The sequence below is a fragment of the Kribbella sp. C-35 genome, assembly GCF_046549195.1.
Lineage (GTDB): Bacteria > Actinomycetota > Actinomycetes > Propionibacteriales > Kribbellaceae > Kribbella.
Map to the genome: position 1 here is coordinate 796,317 of NZ_JAJPWG010000003.1, position 18,299 is coordinate 814,615.

Annotated in this window: 18 protein-coding genes; 12 read left to right on the forward strand and 6 right to left on the reverse strand. The window is 67.5% G+C overall.

Annotated elements, in window-relative coordinates; genetic code table 11:
- Nucleotides 1–152 precede the first annotated feature (152 nt).
- From ACLJOO_RS23740 to ACLJOO_RS23750, 3 genes are read right to left on the reverse strand one after another with little or no spacing between them, the layout of a single operon-like run.
- The gene (locus ACLJOO_RS23740) at nt 153–1,379 is read right to left on the reverse strand and encodes a glycoside hydrolase family 27 protein (RefSeq protein WP_410789483.1); all 1,227 of its coding nucleotides are present in this window, start codon (nt 1,377–1,379) and stop codon (nt 153–155) included.
- Nucleotides 1,373–2,518: a galactonate dehydratase gene (gene dgoD, locus ACLJOO_RS23745; protein WP_410789484.1), complete on the reverse strand. Its 1,146-nt coding sequence runs from the start codon at nt 2,516–2,518 to the stop codon at nt 1,373–1,375. The genes ACLJOO_RS23740 and dgoD overlap by 7 nt, the downstream gene beginning before the upstream one ends.
- Nucleotides 2,515–3,762 (reverse strand): ROK family protein, encoded by a 1,248-nt coding sequence (locus ACLJOO_RS23750; RefSeq protein WP_410789485.1) that lies wholly within the window; start codon nt 3,760–3,762, stop codon nt 2,515–2,517. Before ACLJOO_RS23750 ends, dgoD begins: the two co-directional genes overlap by 4 nt.
- Nucleotides 3,763–3,905: 143 nt before the next feature.
- Between ACLJOO_RS23750 and ACLJOO_RS23755 the strand changes: the two genes are divergently transcribed.
- The 7 genes from ACLJOO_RS23755 to ACLJOO_RS23785 all read left to right on the forward strand — a co-directional run bounded on the left by ACLJOO_RS23755 (nt 3,906) and on the right by ACLJOO_RS23785 (nt 9,449).
- On the forward strand, nt 3,906–4,685 hold the full coding sequence (locus ACLJOO_RS23755; RefSeq protein WP_410789487.1) for an NAD-dependent epimerase/dehydratase family protein: 780 nt from the start codon (nt 3,906–3,908) through the stop codon (nt 4,683–4,685).
- 10 nt (nt 4,686–4,695) lie between these two features.
- Nucleotides 4,696–6,060 carry an extracellular solute-binding protein gene (locus tag ACLJOO_RS23760; RefSeq protein WP_410789488.1) on the forward strand — a complete coding sequence of 455 codons (1,365 nt, stop codon included), beginning with the start codon at nt 4,696–4,698 and terminating at the stop codon, nt 6,058–6,060.
- The gene (locus ACLJOO_RS23765) at nt 6,057–7,040 is read left to right on the forward strand and encodes a carbohydrate ABC transporter permease (RefSeq protein WP_410789489.1); all 984 of its coding nucleotides are present in this window, start codon (nt 6,057–6,059) and stop codon (nt 7,038–7,040) included. Before ACLJOO_RS23760 ends, ACLJOO_RS23765 begins: the two co-directional genes overlap by 4 nt.
- Entirely contained in the window at nt 7,037–7,858 is an 822-nt protein-coding gene (locus ACLJOO_RS23770) for a carbohydrate ABC transporter permease (RefSeq protein ID WP_410789490.1), read from the forward strand. Before ACLJOO_RS23765 ends, ACLJOO_RS23770 begins: the two co-directional genes overlap by 4 nt.
- Before the next feature lie 113 nt (nt 7,859–7,971).
- Entirely contained in the window at nt 7,972–8,676 is a 705-nt protein-coding gene (locus tag ACLJOO_RS23775) for a family 16 glycosylhydrolase (RefSeq protein ID WP_410789491.1), read from the forward strand.
- A 99-nt stretch (nt 8,677–8,775) separates the two neighbouring features.
- Nucleotides 8,776–9,048, forward strand: coding sequence for a type II toxin-antitoxin system Phd/YefM family antitoxin (locus ACLJOO_RS23780; protein ID WP_410789493.1), 273 nt, complete (start codon nt 8,776–8,778; stop codon nt 9,046–9,048).
- Nucleotides 9,048–9,449, forward strand: coding sequence for a type II toxin-antitoxin system VapC family toxin (locus ACLJOO_RS23785; protein WP_410789495.1), 402 nt, complete (start codon nt 9,048–9,050; stop codon nt 9,447–9,449). The genes ACLJOO_RS23780 and ACLJOO_RS23785 overlap by 1 nt, the downstream gene beginning before the upstream one ends.
- 2 nt (nt 9,450–9,451) lie before the next feature.
- Here the strand turns inward: ACLJOO_RS23785 and ACLJOO_RS23790 are convergent, their stop codons facing one another.
- Genes ACLJOO_RS23790 through ACLJOO_RS23800 form a run of 3 tightly spaced genes read right to left on the reverse strand, consistent with a single transcriptional unit; the run spans nt 9,452 to nt 12,285 of the window.
- Complete coding sequence (locus ACLJOO_RS23790; RefSeq protein ID WP_410789496.1) at nt 9,452–10,492, reverse strand: hypothetical protein; 1,041 nt, start codon at nt 10,490–10,492, stop codon at nt 9,452–9,454.
- The gene (locus ACLJOO_RS23795) at nt 10,492–10,986 is read right to left on the reverse strand and encodes a SigE family RNA polymerase sigma factor (RefSeq protein WP_410789497.1); all 495 of its coding nucleotides are present in this window, start codon (nt 10,984–10,986) and stop codon (nt 10,492–10,494) included. Before ACLJOO_RS23795 ends, ACLJOO_RS23790 begins: the two co-directional genes overlap by 1 nt.
- Nucleotides 10,987–11,037: 51 nt before the next feature.
- Nucleotides 11,038–12,285, reverse strand: coding sequence for a DUF4032 domain-containing protein (locus ACLJOO_RS23800; protein ID WP_410789959.1), 1,248 nt, complete (start codon nt 12,283–12,285; stop codon nt 11,038–11,040).
- 92 nt (nt 12,286–12,377) lie between these two features.
- Between ACLJOO_RS23800 and ACLJOO_RS23805 the strand changes: the two genes are divergently transcribed.
- The 5 genes from ACLJOO_RS23805 to ACLJOO_RS23825 all read left to right on the forward strand — a co-directional run bounded on the left by ACLJOO_RS23805 (nt 12,378) and on the right by ACLJOO_RS23825 (nt 18,272).
- Nucleotides 12,378–13,370, forward strand: a complete 993-nt coding sequence (locus tag ACLJOO_RS23805; protein WP_327639948.1) for a LacI family DNA-binding transcriptional regulator — start codon at nt 12,378–12,380, stop codon at nt 13,368–13,370.
- 171 nt (nt 13,371–13,541) lie between these two features.
- Entirely contained in the window at nt 13,542–14,903 is a 1,362-nt protein-coding gene (locus tag ACLJOO_RS23810) for an ABC transporter substrate-binding protein (RefSeq protein ID WP_410789498.1), read from the forward strand.
- Between the two features lie 165 nt (nt 14,904–15,068).
- Complete coding sequence (locus ACLJOO_RS23815; protein ID WP_410789499.1) at nt 15,069–15,854, forward strand: carbohydrate ABC transporter permease; 786 nt, start codon at nt 15,069–15,071, stop codon at nt 15,852–15,854.
- On the forward strand, nt 15,851–16,720 hold the full coding sequence (locus tag ACLJOO_RS23820; protein ID WP_410789500.1) for a carbohydrate ABC transporter permease: 870 nt from the start codon (nt 15,851–15,853) through the stop codon (nt 16,718–16,720). Before ACLJOO_RS23815 ends, ACLJOO_RS23820 begins: the two co-directional genes overlap by 4 nt.
- A gap of 10 nt (nt 16,721–16,730) precedes the next feature.
- Nucleotides 16,731–18,272: a glycoside hydrolase family 13 protein gene (locus ACLJOO_RS23825; RefSeq protein ID WP_410789501.1), complete on the forward strand. Its 1,542-nt coding sequence runs from the start codon at nt 16,731–16,733 to the stop codon at nt 18,270–18,272.
- The last annotated feature ends 27 nt before the right edge of the window (nt 18,273–18,299 follow it).

The window sequence follows — 18,299 nt, forward strand, 5'->3', positions numbered from 1 at the left end:
GTCGAGCTGCAGTTTTCGGCGGACTGCGTCTACAGGTGAGCGCGGTCAGCCGGTTCCCGGGAGAAGTGACAGTCGCTGGGTGCTGCGGACAGGGAATACCGGGTGCCGCCGACCAGAACGTGTCTCACGGCCCTGCAGTTCGCCCGCGGTGGTCAGCTGAATTTGAGCCAGCGCACGCCGTGGGCCGGGACCTCATCGGTAACCGAATCGTCCCAGAGGTCGCGTGGTGCACCCTCGGCGGCGAGGGATTTCAGGGGGACTGTTACCTCGCGTGGGGTGGAGCCGGTCCAGAACAGCGCTGCGTAGGAGCAGTTGTCGCCTTGGGCGGTCCAGACGATCAGCTCGCCGTCGTCCAGCGGCTCGCGGATGATCTCCCGGCCGTCGTACGAAGACCGCAGAAGTTCGGCGAGCGCCGGGTTCTTCAACAGGGCAAGGGTTTCCGGGGACGTGGTCGGGAGGTCGCCGCCCATCATCAGTGGCGAGCGGCCCATCACCCACAGCGTGAGCAGCGTCTTCTGTTCGTCGACGGTGAGGCGGCTGTCGCGGTCGTCGCCGCGTTCGGCGCGGATGCCGATGTGGCCGAGGGGCAGCATGTCCGCGTCGGCCCAGCCGCCGGCCTGCTGGAACGGCGCCCACCGGGCCAGTCGCGCGAACTGCGCGTGCACATCCTCCCACCGGTCCCACAGGTCGTCGGAGATCCGCCACAGCTGCGCGTTGGCCCGCAGATGCTCGACGTGATGCGTCGACAACTGCGTGCCGGGCGACAACGACAGCACGATGTCCCGCCCGCTCCGCGCGATCGCCTGCGCGTACGCCGCGATCTCGCGATCGTGGTACGGCGCGAGCATGTCGTCCGCCTTCACGAAGTCCACACCCCACTCGGCGAACTGTGCGACCTGGGCGTCGTAGTACGCCTGCGCGCCGGGATGGTCGTGGTTCAGCCCGAGGTTGTCCGGATTCCACGCGCAGACGTGATCGGGGTCCGCGATCTCCCGCGCCGTCCACTCCGTCCCGTACACCGGCAGGTCGAGCTCGACCGCCCGCCGCGGGATGCCGCGCATGATGTGCAGCCCGAACTTCAGCCCGAGCTCGTGCACCTTCGCGGCCAACGGCCCGAAGCCGGCGCCGCTCGCGGCTGAGGGGAACCGCAGCGGCGCCGGCAGTTGGCGGCCGTAGTCGTCCAGGACGACCGGCGCGTTCTCGTTGTAGCCGTGCGATCGGGCGGTCGGGTCGTACCAGGCGATGTCCACGACCACGGTGTCCCACCCGAACCGCAGCAACTGGTCGTGCATCACCTGCGCGTTGGCCAGCACCTCAGCCTCAGTGACCGTCGTACCGAAACAGTCCCAGCTGTTCCAGCCCATGGGCGGGTTCACCATTCTGCGAAGGATCCGTCGTCATGCCGCAGCACGGGCGACCGCCAGCGATGCGGCTCCGCAGCGGCAGCCCGTACGACGTCCTCGTTGACCTCGATGCCCAGCCCGGGGCCGGCCGGCCGTTGCACATACCCGTCGGTGAAGGCGAAGACGTCCGGATCCACCAGGTAGTCGAGGAGCGCGTTGCCGCCGCCGTACTCGATGCCGAGGCTCTGTTCCTGGATCAGGAAGTTCGGGATCGCGAAGTCGAGTTGGAGGCTCGCGGCCAGCGTGATCGGCCCGAGCGGGCAGTGCGGTGCGACGCTCACGTCGTACGCCTCGGCCATCGCGGCGATCCGGCGCACTTCGGAGATACCGCCGGCGTGCGAGATGTCCGGCTGCGCGACCGCGATGCCCGTGGTCAGGACGTCGCGGAAGTCCCAGCGGGAGAACAGCCGCTCGCCGGTGGCGATCGGGATGCTCGTCGATTCGGTGATCCGGCGCAGGTCGCGGGCGAACTCGGGCAGCACCGGCTCCTCGACGAACATCGGCAGCAGCGGCTCGAGCAACGGCAGGATCTGCCGCGTCGCCGCCGTACTGAACCGGCCGTGGAAATCGAGCGCGATGTCGATGCCGTCGCCGAGCGCATCGCGCAGCGCCTCGACGCGACTCACCGAGGCTCGGAGCTGAGCAGGCGACGGGATCGGCGGCAGGGCCTCGGACAGGTTGAGCTTGAGGGCCGTGAATCCCTTCTCCACCTTGGCTTGGGCCTCGTCGACGAGCTGCGCGTTGTCGCGGCCGTGGACCCAGGTGTAGACGCGCGCCCGGTCCCGGACCGGTCCGCCGAGCAACTCGTGCACAGGGACCTCGTGGTAGCGCCCCTTGATGTCCCACAGCGCCTGGTCGATCCCGGCCAGCGCACTCGACAGCACCGGGCCGCCGCGGTAGAAGCCGCCCTTCGCCATCACCTGCCAGTGCTCTTCGATCCGCAGCGGATCCGCACCGACCAGGTACTCCATCAGGGCCGCGACCGCGCCCTGCACGGCCTCCGCACGTCCCTCGACGATCGGCTCCCCCCACCCGCTGATGCCTTCGTCGGTGTCGATCCGCAGGAACTGCCACCGCGGCGCCACCAGGAACGTCTCGTACCCGACGATCTTCACACTGCCTCATTCGGTTGCCGGTCAGGAGCGGACAGAAGGGCGGCGACCAGCTGGTCGGTCTGACGGAGCACCAGGGCGGCGGCGCCGGAGGCACCGGCGCGGGCGCCGAGGTCGAGCTCGGCCGCGACGACGTCGGCGTCGCGGGTGAGTGACATCGCCGTACGGCGCAACGTGGCGCGGATCGGCTCCAGAATCAGGTCACCCGCGCGTGCGAGCTCGCCGCCGACGATGATGCGCTCCGGGTTGAGCAGGTTGCAGATGTTCGCGAGCACCCGCCCGGTCTGCTCACCCGCCTCCCGCAGCACCTGCAAGGTTTCCGGTTGGCCGTCGGCGGCGGATGCGAGCAACTCGTCGAGGCCGGCGTCCTCACCGAGCACCGGCGCGAGAGCCGCGAGTACGGCCTGAAGCGACGCGTACTGCACCAGGCAGCCGCGATTCCCGCACGGACAGGTCGCACCGTTCGTGTCAGCCGACAGATGGCCGATCTCCCCGCCGCCACCGCGCGCGCCGCCGTGATGAAGGTTGCCGTCGACAAGCAGTCCGGACCCGATCCCGGTCGACAACCCGAGATACAGCACGTCGCGGAGGTCCCGCCCCGCGCCCCAGGTGAACTCGGCAACGGCCTCCAGCCGGGTGTTGTTCTCCACGAGCACCGGTACGTCGAGACGCCGGCCGAACTCCGCCGCGACGTTCACCCCGGCCCAGGCCTGCCCTGGCAGCGACGGACCGACCACACCGGTCTGCAGATCGAGCGGACCGGGCACGCCGATCGCGACGCCGACCAGGTTGTCGCGACCGCGACCGGTCTGCTCCAGCAGGCCGTCGAGCAGCTCGATCCCGGCCGCGAGCCGCTCCTGCCACGGGGTGTCGCGAACTACGCGGACCCCGTCGCTGGCCAGCGTCTCGCCCGACAGGTCCGTGAGGTGGCACCAGACGCGTTCGAGCGTGAAGTCGAGGCCGCCGGCCGCACCGGCCGCCGGGTTGGCGCGCAGGAAGCCGCGGGCCCGGCCGTCGACTTCGGACGCGTCGATCCCGGCCCGGGCGACCTGGTCGCCGACGACTTCGATCACCACACCGCCGGTGATCAGGTCGGCCACGATCGTCGACACCGTCGTCCGGGACACACCGCAGATCCGCGCCAGCTCCGCCCGGTGCAGTGCGCCGTGCTCCATGAGCGCGGACAGCATCCGTTCGGAGTTGGTGCGCCGCAGCGCTCGCAGAGATCCGGTGTCCTTGGCAGCCACGACGAAAAGTATTGACGAACTCGTAACCGCCGTCAACAAAACTGACAAACTGCGTTCACACTCTTGACACAAACGGCGGAGTGCTCGAACAATTCCAGCCACAGCTCGGGGATCACCCCGGGCCTGGCGACCGGACGAACGACATGGACGCTGAGCTGAGCAACGCCCCGCTGGTGGTGGTGACCGGCGGACTGGGGCGCGTCGCCACGGTGGTGCTGCCGTGGCTGCGCAAGCACTACCGGGTGCGGCTGATCGACAGCGCCGTCCCGGCGCAGCGAACCGCCGGGCTGGTGCAGGCCGATCTCAGCGATCCTGAAGAGGCGCGCGACGCCTTGGCCGGAGCGGACGCGGTCGTGCACCTGGCGGGAAACAGCAGCCCCTGGCAGACATGGGACAGCGTGTACGCCGCCAACGTGTGGACGACTCAGGTGGTGCTCGAGGCCGCCGCGGCACACGCCGTACCGAAGCTGGTGCTGGCCAGTTCGCTGCACGCCCTGGGTGAGTACAACCGGCCGCAGTACTGGCCTGTCGGTCCACGACTCGACCCGCGCCCGTGCTGTCCGTACGGACTGGGCAAGGTCGTCCTCGAGGCGCTCGGCCGGACGCATGCCGAGCGCACCGGCGCGTCGGTCACCTGCCTGCGTCTCGGCCTGACCGGTTGGCCGCCGACCGAGCGTCGCTACCTCGGGCAGTGGCTGTCCGACGACGACGCCGGCCGGCTGATGCTGGCCGCCCTGCAGGCGCGGCAGCGGTACGGCGTGCATTTCGGCGTGTCCGCCAACACACGGAACTACTGGGACACCACCTCCGCCCGGCACGAGCTGGGCTACCGACCCGAAGACGACAGCGAAGCCCTGGCAGACCGGGCCGGCCCCTCCTCCGGCCCGGTCTGCCGGCTGTTCGACCCCGAGACATCCGATTGAGAGGCTGGCCATGACCACAACGAACGCAGGGCTCTCCCGCCGCCGGTTCCTGGCGCTCGGCAGCGCGGCCGCCGGCGGTGCGCTGGCGGTGGGCTGCTCACCCGCGTCCTCCACGAACACCCCGGCCGCCGCCCCTGGCACGGGCTCGGCCGCGAAGGGCACTGTGACCGTCATGTCGCAGTCGGGCGAGTTCGGCCCGAAGGAGGCGAAGGCTGCCTCGCAGGCGCTCGGCCTGACCGTGAAGACCGTCGAGTACGACCTGACCAAGCTGACCGCGATGCTTGCGAGTGGCAACCCGCCGGACGTGGTCCGGGGCATGGGTGCGACCGACACGCCGTACCTGGTGGCCAGGCAGGTCGCGGAGAACCTGGATCCGTACTTCGCGAAGAGCACGCTGATCAAGGCGGACGACATCGACCCGGTCAACGACCTCTGGCGGTACGACGGTGAGAAGCAGGGGAGCGGCCCGCGGTACGGGTTCGCGAAGGACTACTCGCAGGACTGCACGATCTGGTTCAACAGCGCGCTGTACGACGCGGCGAAGGTGACCCGTCCGAGTGCGACGACGCCGCTGCTGCTCGACGACCTGCTCGAAGAGGGCAAGCGCCTGGTGAAGCGGCAGGGCGCGAAGGTCAGCGTCTACGGCCTGAACCCGAACGGCCTGGGCCTGTTCACACAGCTGGCCTGGCTGACCGACCTGGCCGGAGGGAAGCTGACGTCCGACGACCTGGCCTCGGTCGACTTCAGCAGTACGGAAGCGCAGCGCGCCCTCACCTGGTACCTGGACTACGCGAAGGCGGGGATCGGGCCGACCGTGCTCAACCCCGACCCGAACGGCTGGGACGGCCCGACCTTCCAGGCCGGCCGGATGGCGACCACGCTCAGCGGCTACTGGCTCGGCGGCCTGTTCGCCGGCGACCCCAAGTCCGCCAAGGTCGCGGGCTTCGCGCCGGCGCCGCAGTTCGACACCGGCCGGCGGGTCAGCCCGTGCTTCGGCGCGACCGGCCTCTGGATGCCCAAGGCGAGCAAGAACAAGGACGCCGCCTGGGCGGTGATGGAGTGGTTCCTGGCCGGCGACCCCGCGAAGGCGCGGGCGACCGGCGGCTGGGGCATTCCGCCGCTCAAGTCGCTGCAGAAGCTGATGCCGCAGAAGCTGCCGTACCAGAAGCAGGCCTACGAGGTGCAGATGGCGGAGCAGCAGCATTTCTCGGTCACGTCCGCCACACCGTACGTCCGGCAGGACGCGATCAACGCGATCATCACCCGTGAGTTGCCCAAGGCAATCAAGGGCACGATGACGGCCGGCCAGTTCGCAGACACGCTGAACTCGCAGATCAACGCGCAGCTCGCCGACGGAAAGAAGCGGTTGCGGTGAGCTCCGCGCTCACCGAGGTACGGCGTTCCACCGTCGCGGAGGCCGCAGCGGAACGCCCGGACCGGAAGAAGAAGCCGCCGACGCTGCGCAAGGCGCGCACCTTCTACCTGTTCGTCGCGCCGTGGGTCCTGGGGTTCGTCGGCCTGACCGTGTTCCCGCTCGGGTACGCGTTCTGGCTCAGCCTGACGGACTCCGACGGTCTATCGCCCAGGACGCACTTCGTCGGCTTCCAGAACTACGTCGACATCTTCCACGACCCGCTGACCCTGAGCTCGCTCGCCAAGACCGGCATGTTCGCGCTCGTCACCGTGCCGTTGTCGATCCTCGCCGGGCTGCTGCTCGCGGTGATGGTGAACCAGCCGATCCGGGCGCGGGGGTTGTACCGGGCGCTGATCTACCTGCCGGCCGTGGTCCCGCCGGTCGGGGCGGCGCTGACGTTCCGGTTGATCTTCGACCGTGACGCGGGCGCGGCGAACGGCATCCTGAGCACCCTCGGCGCGAACCCGATCACCTGGCTGGTGGATCCGAACGCCCGCTACGTGCTGTACGCCCTGGTGCTCTGGGGCTGCGGCGGGTCGATGATCATCTCGCTGGCGGGGTTGCAGGACATTCCGCGGGAGTTGCTCGAGGCCGCGCAGGTCGACGGGGCGTCGTACTGGCAGTCGTTCACCAGGATCACCATCCCGCTGCTGTCGCCGGTGATCCTGTTCCAGGTGATCACCGGCATGATCGGCTCGCTGCAGTCGTTCGCGCCGTTGCTGTTGTCGTCGGGTTCGCTGAGCGGCGCCGGGGCGGTGCCTCAGGGCAACTATCTGTACATGATCCACGTGTTCGCCCAGTACTTCAGCGCGTCCCGCTTCGGCTACGCGTCGGCGATGTTGTGGCTGCTGTTCGCGGTGATCCTGCTCGTCACGCTGCTGATCATCAAGGTGAGCGCGCGGACCGTCTTCTACACCGTCGAGCCGGAGGGATCGAAATGACGCGGACCTACCGGTGGGCGCTGTCGCTTGTGCTGCTGGCTGTTGTCCTCGTAATGATCAGCCCGATCCTCTGGCTGGTGTCGAGCTCACTGAAGTCGTCGGCCGAGATGGCGTCGTTCCCGCCGACCTGGTGGCCGTCGCAGCCGCGGTTCGCGAACTACTCCGAGGCGATCATCAGCGTGAACTTCCTCGGCGCCGCGCAGAACTCGCTGACCATCGCGTTCATCAGTACGACGTTGACCACACTGAGCTCGGCGTGGGTCGGATTCGGGTTCGCGCGGCTGACGGCGCCAGGCAAGAAGCAGCTGTTCGTCGTGCTGCTCGCGACGATGATGCTGCCGGGGATCGTGACGCTCGTTCCGACGTACCTGATCTTCGCGAAGCTGCACATGGTCAACACGTACTGGCCGTGGGTCGCCTGGGGGCTGGGCGGCAGCGCATTCCTGATCTTCTTGTTCCGGCAGTTCTTCGCCGGCATCCCGCGGGAGATGGAGGAGGCCGCGATCATCGACGGTTGCGGGTACGTCGGGATCTTCTGGCGGATCTTCCTGCCGCAGTCCTGGCCGGTGATCGCGGCCAGCGTGATCCTCTCCTTCACGCACGCCTGGGGCGATTTCGTCGGCCCGGCCATGTTCCTCAGCCAGGACAGCACGACCCTGGCCGTCGCGATGGCCACCGGCTACGTCAACGACAAGGGCCTGCCCCTCAACAACCTGGTCGCCGCCGGCGCCGTCATGTACGTCCTCCCCGTCCTGATCCTCTTCCTCTTCATGCAACGCCGCTTCGTCAGCGGCTTCTCGACGTCAGGCATCAAATGATGAGACTACGTATCTTTGGCGCTGCCGCGTTGTTGCTCACGGCAAGCCTCACGAACGTCCCCGCACAAGCACAGACGACGAGTCCCACGTGCGCGGCGCGGCAACCTGCTGGGATGCGGTTGAGTTGGCACGACGAGTTCGGTGGGCAGGCGTTGGACCGGCGGTCGTGGAGCACGGTGATGGACTTTCCCGGGCGGGCGGGTGGGCACTACCACAACACGTCGTACGGGAGTTACGCCGTCGACGAGAACGTCGTACTGTCCGGTGGGAAGTTGCGGCTGGTGACCGACGACAAGCCGGTGGTCGGCACGGATCCGGCCGGGACGTATCAGTACACCGAGGGGTTCATCTCGTCGCACGACAAGTTCTTCCAGACCTACGGATACTGGGAGATCTGCGCGAAGTTCCCGGCCGGCAAGGGGTTGTGGCCGGCGTTCTGGCTGATTCCGCAGGACCGCAGCTGGCCGCCTGAGATCGACGTCGCCGAATGGTTCGGCTCCATCGAGAGCATGCACAGCGGCCTCGCGTCCGGAACCTGGCCCGACGTCCGGTGGGACAGCCATTGGTCGACCGGCCTCACACCCACGACCGGTTGGCACCGGTACGGCGTCCTGTGGTCGCCGGGCCACATCACTTTCACCGTCGACGGCACACCAACCTCGAGCATCACCGGCGCCCAGGTCCCCGACAAACCCATGTACGTCGTCCTCAACAGCGGCACCTGGGCGAACGCCGACCGCGGCGGCCCACCCGACGCCACGACCCCGTTCCCGAACTCCTTCGACATCGACTACGTCCGGGTCTATCAATCGAAATAGCCCTGTGGACAACGGCTTCCCACAGTCAGAACACCCGTACCTTCTCTGGCGACAAACCAAGGAAGGCGGTGTCAGACAAATATGTACTATACTGAAGCCATGGCTGAAGTTCCGATCCGGATGTTGAACCAGGAAACCGCCCGAGTGCTGGCCCGGGTGAAGCAAGGCGAGGAGATCGACATCACCGAACGCGGCGTGGTCGTCGCGCGCCTGGTGCCGGCAACGCCGTCTCCGATCGCTCGCTTGCTCGCAAGTGGGAGCTTCCGGCCGGCTCGCCTTACGCGACCGTTCTCGCGGCCGAAGGGTGAGGTGCGCACCGATCATGAGGCCGGTGAGCTGCTCAGGCAGATGCGGGATGAGGAGCGCTACTGATGATCTACCTGGATGCAGCGGCGCTGGTGAAGCTCGTCCGACGGGAGGCCGAGTCGCAGGAGCTCGTTGACTGGCTCAACCAGCAGGTCGATCGAATCTTCGTGTCGTCGGCGCTGGTGGAGGTGGAGCTGCCACGAGCTCTCCGACGATCTGAGCCGGCCTTGCTCACCACCGCCCCTTCTGTTCTGGCGCAGGTGTCCATGTACGACGTCGATGAGACGGTGCGCACCACTGCAGCTGCTTACGAGGATCCGTGGATTCGCTCGCTCGATGCGATTCACCTCGCGACGGCAGACGCGATTCTGGGCGACGATCTGACCGCGTTCGTCAGCTATGACCGGCGTCTGCTGGCGACGGCCAAGGCGATCGGCCTTCCCGTCGCCAGCCCGGGGATGTCCTGAGTTCAGCGGTTTGGCGGAGTGATGGGGCGGACCGGGTCGAAGATGTCGCTGGGCTGGTTGGGTTTGTGGACGCCTTGCTGGATCAGGCCGAGGGTGTTGCCGTCGGCGCGGCGCTGAGTGGTGCCGTCGTCGGTGGAGAAGGTGTGGTCCACGATGCAGTAGTCGGCGATGATCCAGACCGGATAGGACTTGGCGCGGCCGTGCAGGGTGACGACGAACGTGCGCTGGTCGATGTTGCCGCACCCCTTCGCGCGGGGTGATTGTGGACCTTCCGGCGAGCCGTTCACTCCCTGCGCGAACGCGGTCGCGGTCCCGGCGCCGAGCTGGGATCCAGAGACCAACGAGCCGTGCCAGTACTCACAGACGTCGGCAGAGGTGATCTGATCCTTCGCATCCAAACCTGTGCCCTGCGGTCCGAGGTCCGTCAGCGCGCAACCGTAGTAGTCGGTGCCGGTGATCGGACGGGCCGAGTCGAGGATGCGGCGACGGAGTGTGTCGTCCTTGGTCAGCACGCTGATCTTCGTGCCGCCGACGAGTCGGGTCTCCTCCGTCCACCCGGCGTCATACCGCTTGATCCCTGGCGCCTGGACGTCGTCGAACCAGAGGTACGGCTGCCGTCTGTTCAGCGGCAGTACGGCGTCGCTGCAGGTGTACCAGTCCTTGCTGAGCCAGCCGTTCAACCGTCCGACCGAGGGGACGGCCGAGTTCGCGAACGTCGTACACGGTGCCGGGCCGGAGATGTACTGCGTCCAGCTCGACGGGACCTGGACCTGCACAGTCTTGTACGACTCCCACCGCCACCCGGCGTCTGCCGGACCTGGCCGGCTGACCTGCGGGTCGGTCCGCGTTTCGGCGGTGAGGGAGTGCGACGCGGTGATGGCCGTGGCGACGACCGCCGCGGCAATGACGACGGCGCCGATCGAGCGACCGGTGCGGCGGCGGCGCAGGCGGGCGTGGACCACGGACAAGAGGTGGTCGTCGGCCGGTGCGTCGGCCGCGTGCTTCGCCAGGGTGTCCGCGAGCAGCTTCTCGGATGCGTCCATCAGCGCTTGACCTCCTCGGTTCCGATGGTGGTGCGCAGCGATGCCAGCGCACGATGGATCTGCGAGCGGACCGTGGCCGGCGAGCAGCCGAGGATCTCCGCGATCTCCGCATCCGGAAGATCCTCGTAGTACCGCAGTACGACGGCGGCCCGTTGTTTGGTTGGCAAGGTTGCGCAGAGCGTCCAGACCGCGTCCTGCTCCGCTTGGGCGTCGGCGTGATCCGGCCGGGATGATGTCCGCACCGGATCCGCGGTCGGCGTCTCGCGCCGGAGGAACCGGCGCCAGCGGGAGATGTCGGCGTTCACGATCGAGCGCCGGACGTACGCCTCCGGATCCTGACCACGGCAGATCCGGTTCCACCGTGAGTACGCAGCGATCAGCGCGTCCTGCACGGCCTCCTCGGCGCGCGCGTGGTCGCGGGTGAGCAGGTACGCGAACCGCAACAGCGCGGCCCCCCGCTGCGCCACCCACTCGTCGAACTCCGGCGTCTCCATCCGGCACCTCCCACCCACATCACGCCAGTGAGCGCCAGAACGTTGCAGGGATCAGTCAGGTTCGGGCAGCGTAGGAGTCGGAAGCGCCAGCTTCTCGTCCGGTTTCGCGGCGAGTACCTCGTTGACGTACGAGCGCGCGGCCTCCATCGTGTCGACCTCGTGGCCGGCCTGTTCGGACAGGAACCAGCGGTGCTCGAGGACCTCGTGGAAGACCTCGGCGGGCTCGAGTTTGCGCTTCAGGTCGCGGGGGACCGAGCGGACGACCGGCTCGAAGACCTCGGTCAGCCACTGGTGGGCGACGATCTCCTCGTCCTCGTTCTGCTGGTCGGTCGAGGCGGCGAACGAGTCCAGGTCGTTCAGCAGCCGGCGGGCCTGGTTCTCCTCGACGTCCAGCCCGGTCAGCCGGAGCAGCCGGCGGGAGTGGTGCCCGGCGTCGACGACCTTCGGCTGGATCCGGACCTGGCTGCCGTCCCAGTCGGTGATGATGTCGATCTCGGCGACGTCGAAGCCGAGTTCGTTCAGCCGCCGGATCCGCGAGTCCAGCCGGTGCATCTCGTCTCCGCCGAACTCCTCCGGGGCGGTCAGCTCGGACCACAGCGCCTCGTACCGCTTCTGGATCGACTCGACCGTCTCCTGCGGGTCGATCGACTCGTCGAGCAGACCGCCCTCCTGCAGGTCGAGGAGCTCGCCGAATAGGTTGATCTCCGCCGTGTAGAGGTCGTGCGCCCGCTGCCCGTCGGAGATGTCCTGGTGCAGTTCACCGGTCTCGGCGTCCACCAGGTACGCCGCGAACGCGCCGGCGTCGCGCCGGAACAGGGTGTTCGACAGCGAGCAGTCGCCCCAGAAGAAGCCGAGCAGGTGCAGCCGGACGATCAACGCGACCAGGGCGTCGATCAGCCGGTTGACGGTGTCGGGGCGCAGCGTGCTGGAGAAGAGCGCCCGGTACGGCAGCGAGAACTGCAGGTGCCGGGTGATCAGGATCGAGTCGATCGGCTCGCCGTCGCGGTCCACGCGGTCGGTGATCACGCCGACGGGTTCGACGGACGGCGCCTCCAGTCGTTCGAGGTCGCGGAGCAGGCGGTACTCGTGCATCGCCAGGTGCTCGAGGACCTCCTTGATCGCGTACACGCTGCCGTTGACCCGGACGAAGCGGACCACGTGCCGCGAGATACCGCGCGGCAGCGCGACCAGCTGGTCCTCGGGCCAGTCCTCCAGCGGGACGTCCCACGGGAGCGACAGCAGACCGGTGTCCGGGCGGGTGGCGACGAATCGAGGCACGGCTCCCAGTGTGTCAGGAATCCTGAGCGTTCAGCGTCCTTCCGCCCGGCAGCTGGAGAAACTCGACGCAAGTGCTTGCAAGTTCTTGCGTGAATAGGCGTAGAGTTTGCGTCATGACACGACGACTTGCAGAGGTGGCCAAGAAGGTCGGCGTCAGCGAAGCCACCGTGAGCCGGGTCCTCAACGGGAAGCCCGGCGTGTCCGAGGCTACCCGGGAAGCAGTCCTGACCGCGCTCGACGTGCTCGGGTACGAGCGGCCCACGCAGCTCCGGGGTGATCGCGCCCGGCTGGTCGGCCTGGTCCTGCCCGAGTTGCAGAACCCGATCTTCCCGGCGTTCGCCGAGGTCGTCGGCGGGGCCCTCGCGCAGCAAGGTTTCACGTCGTTGCTCTGCACCCGGACGGTCGGCGGCGTCTCCGAGGCCGACTACGTGGATCTGCTCCTCCAGCAGCAGGTGTCGGGCGTCGTGTTCGCCGGTGGGTTCTACGCGCAGGCGGACGCGCCGCACGGGCACTACGAGCTGATCCAGGAGCGCAAGCTGCCGACCGTACTGGTCAACGCGGCCGTCGATCACCTCGGCTTCCCGCAGGTCTCGTCGGACGACTACGTCGCCGCGGAGATGGCGATCGGCCACCTGCGCGCCCTTGGCCACCGGCGGATCGGGATGGTTCTCGGCCCTCGCGACCACATCCCGTCGCGCCGGAAGCTGGAGGCGTTCATGGCCGCGGAGGAGGCGGATCCGGGGCTGGTCGAGCACACGATGTTCTCGCTCGAGGGCGGGCACGCGGCCGCGACCAAACTGGTGAACGCCGGCGTCACCGGCATCGTCTGCGCCAGCGACATCCTCGCCCTCGGCGCCATCCGCGCCGTACGTCGAGCCGGTCTGAGCGTCCCCGACGAGGTCTCGGTGATCGGGTACGACGACTCCGCGATGATGAACTGCACCGACCCGCCGCTGACCACCGTCCGGCAGCCGATCGACGCGATGGGCCGCGCCGCCGTCGACATGCTGGTCGCCCTGATCGAACGCGCCGCCGTCCCTGCCGACGAGCTCCTCTTCGAACCCGAGCTTGTCGTCCGCGCCTCCACCGCCCGAGCCCGCATTTAGACAACCGCAAGACCAGGCAGCCGCTGACCGATGAGGTCGGCGGCTGCTGTCGTTTGCCCTCCGGCAGGCAATCTCCACAGGAAGTCACGTTTTTGCAATGCCAGATTGAAGTATTGCGTTCGTGCGTCCAGTTCCCTACGGTGTCGGCACCAGGAAAGGGAGAGGGTGGAGATGACCACAACGCGCCGCGGGCTCAGCCTGCTGCTGGTGATGGGACTCGGGCTGGTGGCCGCGTCCTGCGGATCGGACGACAAGAAATCGGCGGGGGCGGCCGACGGTCCGGTGACGATCACGGTCGGCTGCGAGCCGCCGAAGAGCAACCCGAAGGAACGCGAGGCCTGGGAGGCCGATGTCGCCGCGTTCCAGAAGGCGCACCCGAACATCACGGTCGAGGGCAAGGACGCGTTCCCCTGCATCAACCCGGACACCTTCCAGGCGAAGCTGGCCGGCGGGACGCAGGAGGACCTGTTCTACGTCTACTACACCGACGTCCGGAAGATCATCGAGAAGAAGCAGGCCGCGGACATCAGCCAGTACGTCGGCAGCGTGAAGCCGGTGAACGACCTGCGCAAGGACGTGATGAGCGTCTTCAAGGACGGCGACAAGACGTACGGCCTGCCGCGGAACAACTACAACATGGGCCTGGTCTACAACCGGAAGCTGTTCACCCAGGCCGGTCTCGACCCGGCCAACCCGCCGAAGACTTGGGAGGAGGTCCGGGCGGCCGCGAAGAAGATCGCCGCACTCGGCCCGGGGTACGTCGGCTTCGGTGAGTACTCGGCCGGCAACACCGGCGGCTGGCACTTCGCCGCGGAGCTGTACGCACGCGGCGGCTCGATGGTCAGCGACGACGGGAAGACTGCGGCGTTCAAGAGCGACGAGGGCAAGGCGGTCCTCGAGAACCTGAAGCAGATGCGCTGGGACGACAACTCCATGGGCAGCAAGCAGTTGCTGCAGTGGGAGGACCTGATGCGCATGATGGGCGGCGGCAAGCTCGGCATGATGGTCGGTGCGCCGGACGTCGTGCAGTCGGTGAACAACGACTTCAAGGGCAAGTTCGAGGACTACGGCGTCACCGCCGTACCGGAGTCGGACGGGAAGTCGTCGCTGAGTGGCGGTGACGGGTACATGTTCAACCCGAAGGCGTCGCCGGAGAAGATCAAGGCGGGCCTGCTGTGGCTCGAGTTCCACGAGCTGACGCCGGGCCAGGGGCAGTTCAACTACGCGCGGTCGAAGGAGCAGGGCCGGCCGGTCGGTCTGCCGATCCCGGACCTGTACGGGAACAGTGCCCCGGGCAGCGAGATCAACTCGCTGCGCAAGAAGTACGCGACGGTCCCGGTCGACAACTTCACGCCGTACGTCGATGCCCAGGGCAACATCACCAACAAGCTCGAACCCCCGAAGGCGCAGGAGCTGTACGCCGTCCTCGACGTGGCGATGTCCGCGGTACTCACCCGCAAGGACGCCGATATCGACAAGCTGCTCTCCGACGCCGAGTCCAAGGCCAACAAGATCCTCGCGAAGAACACGTAAATGACGGTGACCGAGGAGCGGGTCCGTCGTCCCCAGTTGGGGGCGACGGACCCGCGATCCCCAGACGACCATGGCGCCCTCCGTAGGGCGGTGGGGCGGAATCTAACGGCGTACGGGTTCTTGTGCGCGGCATTGGTCTGTTTTGCCTTGTTCTCCTGGTATCCGATGGTTCGGGAGATCGTGCTGAGCTTTCAGCAGAACAACTTCGTCGATCCGGGGGAGTGGGTCGGCTTCGAGAACTTCCGCACGGTGATCGCGGACCCGGCGTTCCGGTCCGCGTGGCTGAACACCGCGGCGTTCAGCGGGCTGGCGCTGGTGATCGGGTACGCCGTCCCTTTCGTGCTGGCCGTGGTGCTGAACGAGCTCAAGCACGCGAAGGCGTACCTGCGTTTCGTCGTCTACCTGCCCGTGATGCTCCCGCCCGCGGTCGCCGTACTGCTGTTCAAGTGGTTCTACGACCCCGGAGCCGGCTTGTTCAACCAGGCGCTCGACGCGGTGCATCTCCCGCCGTTGAGCTGGCTGGACTCGACGAGTACGGCGCTCGTCAGCCTGGTGATCGTGTCGACCTGGATGAACCTCGGCACCGGCACGCTGATCTACCTCGCCGCGCTGCAGAGCATCCCCGGCGACCTGTACGAGTCGGCGGAGCTCGACGGCGCCGGTCTGCTGAGGCGGGTCTGGCACGTGACGATCCCGCAGACCAAACTGATCCTGCTGGTGATGCTGCTCCTGCAGGTCGTCGCCACGATGCAGGTCTTCATCGAGCCATACCTGCTGACCGGTGGCGGCCCGGAGAACGCGACCGTCACCGTCGCGTACCTGATGTACCAGTACGCGTTCAACTTCGGTGACTTCGGCGGCGGTTCCGCTCTCGGCCTGATGCTGATGATCGTCCTGCTGGTCTTCTCCACGATCTACCTGCGTGTGTCCCGCGAGGAGGCCGAGCGATGAGAACCCTGGTGTCACCCCTCGCCCTCCGCACGCCGCGCGGCCGGATCATCTACTGGACGATCCTGACGGTGACGATCGTCGGCTTCACCGGCGCGTTCGTTTTCCCGTTCTACTGGATGGTGAGCGGCGCACTGAAGTCGCCCGACGAGCTCGCGCAGATCCCACCCAGCTTCTTCCCGAAGTCGGTCGACTTCAGCGTCTACAAAGAGGCCTGGGACCAGCTCCAGCTGGGCGTGTTCCTCAAGAACACCGCCATGTACGCCGGTGGCGCGTGGCTGTTCACGCTGGCGGTCGACGTGTCCGCGGCGTACGCGCTGTCGAAGCTGCGGCCCGTCCTCGGGAAGCTCGTGCTCGGCGCGATGCTGGCGACGTTGATGATCCCGCCGATGGTGCTGCTGTTGCCGACGTACCTGGTGGCGAAGGACCTGCCGATCTTGCACCTGGATCTGCTGAACACACCCTGGGCGATTTGGTTGCCGGCGGCAGCGAACGGGTTCTTCGTGTTTCTGCTCAAGCGGTTCTTCGACTCGATCCCTCGCGAACTGCTCGAAGCGGCCGAGATCGACGGTGCGTCGCCGCTGCGGATCCTGTGGTCGATCGTGCTGCCGGTGTCGCGGCCGATCGTCGGCGTGGTGTCGATCCTGTCGGTGGTCACGGTCTGGAAGGACTTCGTCTGGCCGCTGCTGGTCCTGCCGGAGACGGACAAGATGTCGATCAGCGTCGGCATCGCGTCGCTGTCCGCCCAGATGCCGCAGAACGTCCTGATCGCCTCACTGGTGATCGCCAGCCTGCCGACAATCCTTGTGTTCTTCGTGTTCCAGCGCAGCATCATGGCCGGACTCACGGCCGGAAGCCTGAAAGGTTAAAGGAGATTTGATGGCCGACGAATGGTGGCGTGGAGCTGCGATCTATCAGGTGTACCTGCGGAGTTTCGCGGACGGCAACGACGACGGGATCGGCGACCTGGCCGGTCTGCGCGCGAAGCTGCCGTACCTGGCGGAGCTCGGGATTGACGCGATCTGGCTGAACCCATGGTACCCGTCGCCGATGGCCGACGGCGGGTACGACGTCGCCGACTACCGCGCGATCGAGCCGGCGTTCGGCACCCTCGCCGAGGCGGAGGCGTACATCGCGGAGGCGCACGCCCTGGACATCCGCACGATCATCGACATCGTGCCGAATCATGGGTCCGACCAACAGGACTGGTTCGTTCAGGCGTTGCAGGCCGGCCCGGGATCGCCCGAGCGGGAGCGGTTCCTGTTCCGGCCTGGCCTTAACGATGGTCCTCCCAATGATTGGCAGTCGATCTTCAACGGCCCGGCCTGGTCCCAGGTCGAGGACGGCGAGTGGTACCTGCACCTGTTCGCGCCGGAGCAGCCCGACTTCAATTGGCGCAATCCCGAGGTCGTCGAGGAGTTCCACGACATCCTGCGGTTCTGGCTGGACCGCGGCGTCGACGGGATCCGGATCGACAGCGCCGCCGTACTGTTCAAGGACCTGGACAGCGTCGAGGAGTCGTACACCGACCACGACGAGGTGCACGAGGTGTACCGCGGCTGGCGGCGGATCTCCGACTCCTATGAGGGCCGGTTCTTCGTCGGTGAGATGTGGATGCCGGACCAGGAACGGTTCGCGCTGTACCTGCGGCCGGACGAGATGCAGACCGCGTTCAACTTCGACTTCCTGTCCCGCCCGTGGGAAGCCGCGGAACTGAAGGCGTCGATCGACCTCACGCTCTCCACGCATGTCCCGATCGGCGCACCACCGACCTGGGTGCTGTCGAACCACGACGTGACGAGACCGGTGACGAAGTACGGGCGCGCGGACACGTCCTTCTCGCACCAGGACCGCAAGCACGGGATGCTCACCGATCTCGTCCTCGGCGAACGCCGCGCCCGCGCAGCCGCTCTGCTGGCGATGGCCCTTCCAGGCGGTCTGTACGTCTACCAGGGCGAGGAACTCGGGTTGCCTGAGGTCGAGGATCTGCCGGACTCGGTGTTGCAGGACCCGATCTTCTCCCGCTCGAAGGGCGCCGACCGCGGCCGAGATGGTTGCCGTGTGCCCCTACCGTGGTCCGGCAAGGAGCCGCCCTTCGGGTTCGGCGCCGGTACGCCGTGGCTCCCGCAACCACGCGACTGGAAGAACCTCACCGTCGAGTCCCAGTACGACGACCAGAACTCGATGCTCACCCTCTACCGCACCGGCCTCCACCTACGCCGCAATCTCCTGGGCGACGGCGCACTGACCTGGCTCGACTCCCCACCCGACGTGCTGAGCTTCCGCCGCGAGAACCTCACCTGCATCACCAACCTGAGCGCCGACCCGGTGCCCCTGCCCTCGCACGAGGAGGTACTCCTCACCAGCATCCCCCTCGACGACGGCGCCCTCCCCGCCGACGCCACCGCCTGGATCCACTGACCACCACGCCCGCTGCGACGCGGTTAG

Excerpts from the sequence above, each read along its gene's own strand:
- ACLJOO_RS23825 (WP_410789501.1), top strand. The coding sequence starts at position 16,731 with ATGGCCGACGAATGGTGGCGTGGAGCTGCGATCTATCAGGTGTACCTG.
- ACLJOO_RS23795 (WP_410789497.1), bottom strand. The coding sequence starts at position 10,986 with ATGGAGACGCCGGAGTTCGACGAGTGGGTGGCGCAGCGGGGGGCCGCG.
- ACLJOO_RS23790 (WP_410789496.1), bottom strand. The coding sequence starts at position 10,492 with ATGGACGCATCCGAGAAGCTGCTCGCGGACACCCTGGCGAAGCACGCG.
- ACLJOO_RS23755 (WP_410789487.1), top strand. The coding sequence starts at position 3,906 with ATGGACGCTGAGCTGAGCAACGCCCCGCTGGTGGTGGTGACCGGCGGA.
- ACLJOO_RS23760 (WP_410789488.1), top strand. The coding sequence starts at position 4,696 with ATGACCACAACGAACGCAGGGCTCTCCCGCCGCCGGTTCCTGGCGCTC.
- ACLJOO_RS23780 (WP_410789493.1), top strand. The coding sequence starts at position 8,776 with ATGGCTGAAGTTCCGATCCGGATGTTGAACCAGGAAACCGCCCGAGTG.
- ACLJOO_RS23805 (WP_327639948.1), top strand. The coding sequence starts at position 12,378 with ATGACACGACGACTTGCAGAGGTGGCCAAGAAGGTCGGCGTCAGCGAA.
- ACLJOO_RS23775 (WP_410789491.1), top strand. The coding sequence starts at position 7,972 with ATGCGGTTGAGTTGGCACGACGAGTTCGGTGGGCAGGCGTTGGACCGG.
- ACLJOO_RS23820 (WP_410789500.1), top strand. The coding sequence starts at position 15,851 with ATGAGAACCCTGGTGTCACCCCTCGCCCTCCGCACGCCGCGCGGCCGG.
- ACLJOO_RS23815 (WP_410789499.1), top strand. The coding sequence starts at position 15,069 with ATGGTTCGGGAGATCGTGCTGAGCTTTCAGCAGAACAACTTCGTCGAT.
- ACLJOO_RS23785 (WP_410789495.1), top strand. The coding sequence starts at position 9,048 with ATGATCTACCTGGATGCAGCGGCGCTGGTGAAGCTCGTCCGACGGGAG.
- ACLJOO_RS23770 (WP_410789490.1), top strand. The coding sequence starts at position 7,037 with ATGACGCGGACCTACCGGTGGGCGCTGTCGCTTGTGCTGCTGGCTGTT.
- ACLJOO_RS23810 (WP_410789498.1), top strand. The coding sequence starts at position 13,542 with ATGACCACAACGCGCCGCGGGCTCAGCCTGCTGCTGGTGATGGGACTC.
- ACLJOO_RS23740 (WP_410789483.1), bottom strand. The coding sequence starts at position 1,379 with ATGGTGAACCCGCCCATGGGCTGGAACAGCTGGGACTGTTTCGGTACG.